7 protein-coding genes and 1 pseudogene are annotated in these 7,063 nt (G+C 73.9%); 3 read left to right on the plus strand and 5 right to left on the minus strand.

Translation table 11 applies throughout. The features are described 5' to 3' along the window. Window positions 1-4: 4 nt before the first annotated feature. On the plus strand, window positions 5-1,111 hold the full coding sequence (purM, locus tag KME75_RS20270) for a phosphoribosylformylglycinamidine cyclo-ligase (RefSeq protein WP_219416433.1): 1,107 nt from the start codon (window positions 5-7) through the stop codon (window positions 1,109-1,111). 140 nt (window positions 1,112-1,251) lie between these two features. On the opposite strand, the gene KME75_RS20275 is transcribed toward purM, so the two are convergent. Genes KME75_RS20275 through KME75_RS20285 form a run of 3 tightly spaced genes read right to left on the minus strand, consistent with a single transcriptional unit; the run spans window position 1,252 to window position 3,787 of the window. Beyond that, window positions 1,252-1,914, minus strand: a complete 663-nt coding sequence (locus tag KME75_RS20275; protein WP_219416434.1) for an NUDIX hydrolase — start codon at window positions 1,912-1,914, stop codon at window positions 1,252-1,254. A gap of 44 nt (window positions 1,915-1,958) precedes the next feature. Further along, window positions 1,959-3,191 (minus strand): MFS transporter, encoded by a 1,233-nt coding sequence (locus tag KME75_RS20280; RefSeq protein ID WP_219416435.1) that lies wholly within the window; start codon window positions 3,189-3,191, stop codon window positions 1,959-1,961. Window positions 3,192-3,193: 2 nt separating this feature from the next. After that, complete coding sequence (locus KME75_RS20285) at window positions 3,194-3,787, minus strand: winged helix-turn-helix domain-containing protein (RefSeq protein ID WP_219416436.1); 594 nt, start codon at window positions 3,785-3,787, stop codon at window positions 3,194-3,196. 173 nt (window positions 3,788-3,960) lie between these two features. Between KME75_RS20285 and KME75_RS20290 the strand changes: the two genes are divergently transcribed. Beyond that, the gene (locus tag KME75_RS20290) at window positions 3,961-4,176 is read left to right on the plus strand and encodes a hypothetical protein (RefSeq protein WP_219416437.1); all 216 of its coding nucleotides are present in this window, start codon (window positions 3,961-3,963) and stop codon (window positions 4,174-4,176) included. Window positions 4,177-4,251: 75 nt separating this feature from the next. Here the strand turns inward: KME75_RS20290 and KME75_RS20295 are convergent. After that, a pseudogene (locus tag KME75_RS20295) lies at window positions 4,252-5,252 on the minus strand (Gfo/Idh/MocA family protein). After that, window positions 5,252-6,034, minus strand: coding sequence for an SDR family oxidoreductase (locus KME75_RS20300; protein WP_219416438.1), 783 nt, complete (start codon window positions 6,032-6,034; stop codon window positions 5,252-5,254). Before KME75_RS20300 ends, KME75_RS20295 begins: the two are co-directional and overlap by 1 nt. 102 nt (window positions 6,035-6,136) lie before the next feature. Between KME75_RS20300 and KME75_RS20305 the strand changes: the two genes are divergently transcribed. Further along, window positions 6,137-7,063 (plus strand): LacI family DNA-binding transcriptional regulator (locus KME75_RS20305; protein WP_219416439.1); only part of this gene is annotated, 927 nt, incomplete at its 3' end.

Consider the following 7,063-nt stretch of genomic DNA (forward strand, 5'->3'; position numbering starts at 1 on the left):
CACGATGCCCCCGACCACGACCGGATCCGACGGGCCGGACGTCAGCTACGCGTCCGCAGGCGTCGACATCGAGGCCGGCGAGCGCGCGGTCGACGCCCTGCGCCCGTTCGCGGAGAAGGCGAGTCGCCCCGAGGTGATGGGCGGCATCGGCGGCTTCGCCGGCCTGTTCGCGCTGAAGATGGGCCGCTACACCGAGCCGGTGCTCGCGGCGTCCACCGACGGCGTCGGCACCAAGATCGCGATCGCGCAGGCCCTCGACAAGCACGACGCGGTCGGGCTCGACCTGGTGGCCATGGTCGTCGACGACCTCGTCGTGTGCGGGGCCGAGCCGCTGTTCCTGCAGGACTACATCGCCGTCGGCAAGCTGGTGCCGGAGCAGATCGCCGCGATCGTGGCGGGCGTGGCCGACGGCTGCCAGCAGGCCGGCTGCGCGCTGCTGGGCGGCGAGACCGCCGAGCACCCCGGCCTGATGGAGGACGGCGCCTACGACCTGTCCGCCACGGGCGTCGGGATCGTCGAGGCCGACGCGATGTTGCGGCCGGACCGGGTGCGCCCCGGCGACGTGCTGCTCGCGATGGGCTCGTCCGGGCTGCACTCCAACGGCTACTCGCTCGCCCGGCACGTGCTGCTGGACATCGCGCGGATGCCGCTGGCAGGTCACGTGGAGGAGTTCGGGCAGACACTCGGCGAGGAGCTGCTCGTCCCCACCCGGATCTACGCCCGCGACTGCCTCGCGCTGGCCGCCGAGACCGGGGTGCGGACGTTCTCGCACATCACCGGCGGTGGCCTGGCCCGCAACCTGGAGCGCGTGCTGCCCACCGGGCTGGAGGCCGTCGTCGAGCGCGGCACCTGGACCCCGGCGCCGGTGTTCAAGCTGATCGCCTCCCGCGGCCGGGTGGAGCGCGCGGAGATGGAGAAGACGTTCAACATGGGCGTCGGGATGGTGGCCGTGCTCCCGGCCGACGACGTTGACCGCGCGCTGGCGATGCTCACGGCCCGGCACGTTCCGGCGTGGGTGCTGGGCGAGGTGCAGCGGGCGAGCGGCGAGGTCCCGGCGGGCGCCCCGGCCGGGGCGCGGGTCCACATGCGCGGGGAGCACCCGCGGTTCTGACGCCTGCGGATCTCACCGCTGCTCGCGCTCCCCGATTCGGCGCATGCACCCCGTCGACGGAGTGCCTCGGCTCCCAAGGGGTGCGTCGGCCGAGACGGGGTGCGTGGGGCACGACGGGGTTGGGGCGCGACGGGTGCGGCTCAGGCGGTGTCGCGCAGCATCGGCGGGTGCAGGCGGGTGGCCGGACCGCGGCGGAACAGCTGCGCGGGCCGCCCGCGCCCGCTGCTCACCTTCGCCTCGGTGGGCAGCAGGAAGCCGGGCGTCGAGGTGACCTTGCGCTGGAAGTTGCGCGGGTCGAGCGCCGTGCCCCAGACGGCGTCGTAGACCCGCCGCAGCTGCGACACGGTGAACTCCGGCGGGCAGAACGCCGCGGCGAGCGTGCTGTACTCGAGCTTCGCCCGCGCCCGCTCCACGCCGTCGGCCAGGATCTTCGCGTGGTCGAAGGCCAGCGCGCCCAGGCCGGCCACGGGGTGCCAGCGGCCCGTCCGTGCCGGTTCGGGCAGGTCGGGAACCAGCGCGAGGTGGCCGACGCTCAGCACCCGCCCGCGCGGGTCACGGTCGGGCGCGGCGTAGCCCGCAAGCTGCTCGAGGTGGTGGCCCGGCACGGCCAGCCCGGTCTTCTCGGCCAGTTCGCGGCCCGCGGTGTCCAGCAGGTCCTCGTGCGGGAGCACGAACCCGCCGGGCAGTGCGCACGCGCCGGCGAACGGCGGCGCCGTGCGTTCCACGAGCAGCACGGACAGCGCGTCGTCCCGGACGGTGAGGATCACCAGGTCCACCGCCACGGCGAACAGGTTGCCGCGCATCGTCGTCACCCCGACGGGAAGAAGTTATCGTCGGCGTGACGGTACTACCGTCCACAGTGGCTCGATCGATGCGGGTGGGCCGCCTGCTCGACGCGCACCGCGAGGCCGGCTGCGACGAGGTAGAGGACGCCCTGCACCTGCAGGGCGGCGGTGAGCCCGGCACCGGTGCCGACCAGCCCCGCCAGGAGCATCCCGATGGCCTGCACGCCGCCGAAGACGGCGAAGAACGTGCTGATGACGCGGCCCCGGCCGGCGTCCGGCGCATGCTCCTGCAGGAGCGTGAGCAGCCCGGTCATGGTCGCCAGGCCGGGGGCGCCCGCCGCGATGAAGAGCCCGACGTACACGCCGAACGCCGTGGTCACCGCGGGACCGTTCCAGATCACGAGGGACAGGGCGCCGAACGCGGCCAGCGAGACCACCACGAGCCGGCCCGCCGACAGCCTGCGTACCGCCAGGCCGAGCAGGGCGCCCCCGGCGAGTGCGCCGATCGCCTGCACGCCCCGCAGGACGCCCACGTCGGTCTCGCTGCCCCCGAGGTCGCGCACCACGAACAGCACGAAGAGGACCACGAAGGCACCCTGGGCGACGGCCATCAGCGCGACGACGCCCATGATCCGGCGCAGTACCGGTGCGCGGGCCACGACGCGGAGGCCGTCGCCCCAGTCGTGGAGCAGCCGGACCCGCGGTGAGGGAGCGGCCCGCGTGGCCGTCCGGCCCCGGGAGCCGGCCATCAACAGTGCGGCGGCGACCGCGAACGTGGCCGCGTCGGCCACCAGGACCGCGTCGATGCCTGCGGTGCCGAGCAGCAGCCCACCCAGCGGGCCGCCGACCAGCCGGGCTGCGCTGGAGAGGACGCCCATCAGTTGGTTGACCGCCATCAGGTCCCCGGCGGGCACCAGTGTGGCCGCCGTCGCGGTGCGGCACGGTTCGATGACGGTGCCGAGGGCGGACTCGACCACCACCACGACGTAGACGAGCCAGAGGTCGGCGGCGGAGTCGACGGCGAGCAGCGGCAGCAGGCCCAACGCCTGCACGGCCGCGACCCCGATCATGAGCCGCCACCGGTCCATTCGGTCGATCAGCACCCCGGCGAGCGGGGCGGCCACCACCGTGGGGACCAGTTCGAGGGCGAACACCGTGGCCGTGACGAGCGGCGAGCCGGTGAGCTGCAGGACGAAGAGCGGGAGCGCGACGAACAGCATCCAGTCGCCGACCTCGGAGAGCAGTCCGGCGGCGGCCAGCCCGGGTACGCCCGGCCGGTGCAGCAGGGACCACATGGTCAGCTGAGGACGTCGGGGTCGAGGAACGCCCGCAGCGTGACGTGGACGACCGCACTGCCTTCGGGCGCGGCGGTGCGGATCGGTCGGACGTACGGCCGGATCAAAGCGTCGACGGCACCGAGCAGGTCGCGGAGCTCGTCCGGGGTCAGTTCGAGTGCGTAGTCGGACATGTCGGGCGCGGCGGTCCACTCCGCAGGAAGCAGCTCCCGGCGGGCGAGGTAGCGGTGGAACAGTGCGTCGGCGTGCTGGGCGGCCGTTCCGGCGAGCGCGGTGCGCGCGATCCGGGCCGCCGGGCCGTCGTCGCCGGAGAAGTCGAAGCCCACCGCGGTGGCCTGCCACGGCCGGGTGCGCGCGTCGTCGCCGGCTGCCGGAGCCGGCTCGACCAGGCCTGCTTTGGCCAGCGCCCGCAGGTGCCACGAGCAGTTCGAGGCGCTCTCGCCGACCACGTCCGCGCACTGGCTCGCGGTGCGCGGACCGGCGGAGAGCAGGTGGTTGAGGATCGCGAACCGGGCCGGGACGGCCAGCGCGGCCAAAGCTTCCGCCCCGACCAGCGCCCTGGGCGATACCCGGTGCTCGGATCCATCGTCGGTCATCTCGCCCCCATCAGTTATGAAGTGTCGACTTCAGAGTGTGGGGCGGCGAGGTTAGATGTCAAGTGGGCGCTTCACATCGGGTGAGATCGACGTGAGCGGGGTACTTTCCGAGATCGCAGCCCACTGGTGTCGACGTCGCACGACGCCCGGTCCGGTCTGTCGGTTCTCCGCAGGTGCCGGACGGTCCGCCGACTACGCGCGAGGGGGAGGCGCGCATCTACGCCAAGGACCGGTCGACGGACTGGCAGGTGCTGGCCACATCCGTCACGCGGTTCGTGGTCGGCGAGCTGGGCACGCGGCACCCGGTGGCCTGGTTCGTGAACGGGGCCGAGCAGCCGCACCGAAAGGCGCGGCCCGGGCGGCTCTACCCCACGGACGGATGCCAGTAGGGCGTGAGATGACCGTGGTGGCGATTCCCGGCGACCGGATTCGCCCTGGTGTTCATCTCACCCGCGACGGGCCGGTCAGCGTCGCACCTCGTCGATCCGGACCGGCCGGTGCTCGCGCAGCGACAGTGCGGCCGCCTCGGCGATCCACGCCACCTCGAGCGCGTCGTCGACCGTGCACGGGGACGCCGCGCGTCCCGCCACCACGTCGGTGAACGCCGCGAGCTCGGCCCGGAAGGCGGCCGCGAGCCGGTCCATGAAGAACCCGTGCGGCGGACCGGCCGGGAACGTGACGCCGGGCTCGGTCGAACGCAGCGGGAGCCCGTCGTTCAGCCCGGCGGCGACGCTGTCGGCCGAGCCGTGCAGCTCCAGCCGCACGTCGTAACCGCGGGCGTTGTAGCGGCTGTTCGAGACCAGCGCGAGCGTGCCGTCGTCCAGGGTGAGCGCGGTGGCGGCGGTGTCCACGTCGCCGACCTCGGCGAAGAACGCCTCGCCCCGGTTCGACCCGGTGGCGTAGACCTCCACGACCTCGCGACCGGTCACCCAGCGCACGCGTCGAAGTCGTGCACCGCGCAGTCGCGGAAGATCCCGCCCGAGCCCGCGATGTAGGCCGGGGGCGGCGGTGCCGGGTCGAGGGTGGTCGAGCGGACGGTGTGCAGCCACCCCAGCTCGCCGCTCGCGACCGCGTCCCGGGCCGCCCGGAAGGCCGTGTCGAAGCGGCGCGGGTAGCCGATCTGCACCGGCACCCCGGCCGCGCGGACCCGCTCGGCCACCGTCACGGCGTCCGCGACGTCACGCGCCACGGGCTTCTCGCAGAACACCGGGAGCCCGGCCTCGACGGCGGCGAGCAGCAGCTCGGGGTGGGTGTCGGTGGCGGCGGCGATCAGCACTCCGTCGACCCCGGACGCGAGCAGCTTCTCCGCGGAGTCCACCGGCTCGGCCCCGACCCGGGCCGCCACCTCGGCCGTGACGGCCGGGACGGCGTCGGTGACCACGAGCGAGTCGACGACGGCCAGGTCGGTGAGCGTCTGCGCGTGGAACGCCCCGATCCGGCCGAGGCCGATCAATCCGAGTCGCATCAGTCCAGCCCTCCGAACACGTTCTGGTCCCAGTCGATGACGGACCCGGTGACGATCCCGCTGCGGTCGGACAGCAGGAACACGACGAAGTCGGCGATCTCGTCGACCTGTCCGAGCTTGCCCATCGGCAGCTTCTGCGCCGCCTCCGCGCGCCAGCCGTCGTCCGCCGCGTGGAACGTGCGCTGGGTGACGTCCTCGCCCTCGGTGTCGGTCCAGCCGATGTCCAGGCCGTTGATCCGGATCCGGTCGAAGCGGTGCGCGTGGGCGGCGTTGCGGGTGAGGCCGGCGAGCCCGGCCTTCGCGGCGACGTACGGGGCGAGGTAGGGCTGTCCGCCGAGCTCCGACGAGGAGATGATGTTGACGATCGCGCCGGGCGCGGAGCGGGCGAGCATGTCGCGCACGGCGGCCTGCATGAGGAAGAACGGCGCGCGCAGGTTGATCGCGATGTGCGCGTCGAACAGCTCGGGGGTGGTGTCGACCAGGGTGCCGCGTGCCGTCAGCCCGGCCGAGTTGACCAGCGCGTCCACCCGGCCGAACTCGGCCACGACCGCCGCGACGGACGCCTGCGCCTGCTGGACGTCGGCCGCGTCGGCGGTGACGAACAGCGCGTCGGCTCTGGCCTCCCGCAGCGACGCCACGAGCTTCTCGCCGGGCTCGCGGCGCCTGCCGGTGACCGCGACCGCGGCTCCCTCGCGTGCCGCCGCCCGCGCCACGCCGGCCCCCACGCCCTGCGTGCCGCCGCTGACGAGCACGACCCGGCCGTCCAGGATGTTGCGTTCCATCGGTCGTCCCTTCCGCGCAGGTTCCTGCGCGAGGCATGCTTTAAAGCGCTTTAACCTGCGCGTACTATTCGGGACACGTCGCCTATATGTCAAGACAAAGGAGTGGCGGAGCTGAGCGCTCGCAGGACCCGGCTCGAGGACGTGGCCGCCGCCGTCGGGGTGTCCACGGCGTCGGTGTCGCTGGTGCTGCGCGGCGTGCCCGGCCCGAGCGCCGAGACGCGCGAGCGGGTGCTCGCGGCAGCCACGCGGCTCGGGTACCGGCCCGACCGCACCGCCAGCCTGCTCGCCCGCCGCCGCAGCCGGCTCATCGGGGTGATGATGGACGTGCGCAGCTCCTACCACGCGGAACTGGTGGAGGACATCCACGAGGCGGCCGAGCGGAACGGCTACGACGTCGTGCTGAGCACGATCACCCGCAGCCGCGACGAGGGGCGCGCGATGGAGTCGCTCGTGGACTCCCGCTGCGAGGCGCTCGTCCTCCTCGGCCCCGACGCGCCGGCCACGCAGCTCACGGCGCTGGCCCGGCAGCTCCCGGTGGTGGTCGTCGGGCGCCGGGTGCGGTCGGCCGACGTGGTGTGGGTTGCCGACGAGGTGGGCGTCGCGCAAGCCGTCGGGCACCTCGCCGACCTGGGCCACCGGGAGATCGCGTTCGTCGACGCCGGCGGCGGGACGATCTCGGCCATCCGCAGGCGCGGGTACGAGCAGGCGATGCGCCGGCGGGGCCTCGCGGCGCACGCGCGGCTCGTGCCCGGCGACCGCACCGAGGAGGCGGGTTCCGAGGCGGCGCGCACACTGCTCGACGCCGGGGAGCTGCCCACGGCGGTCGTCACATTCAACGACCGCTGCGCGCTCGGGCTGCTCGACGTCCTGAGCCGGGCGGGCGTCGACGTCCCCGGTGCCGTGTCCGTGGTGGGGTACGACGACAGCCCGCTGTCCCGGCTCGCGCACGTCGACCTCACGACCGTCGGCCAGGACACCCGCGGGCAGGCCGAGGCCGCCGTGAGAGCCGTCGTCGAGCGCCTCGACGAC

It is taken from the genome of Pseudonocardia nigra (assembly GCF_019396355.1).
Classification (GTDB): domain Bacteria; phylum Actinomycetota; class Actinomycetes; order Mycobacteriales; family Pseudonocardiaceae; genus Pseudonocardia; species Pseudonocardia nigra.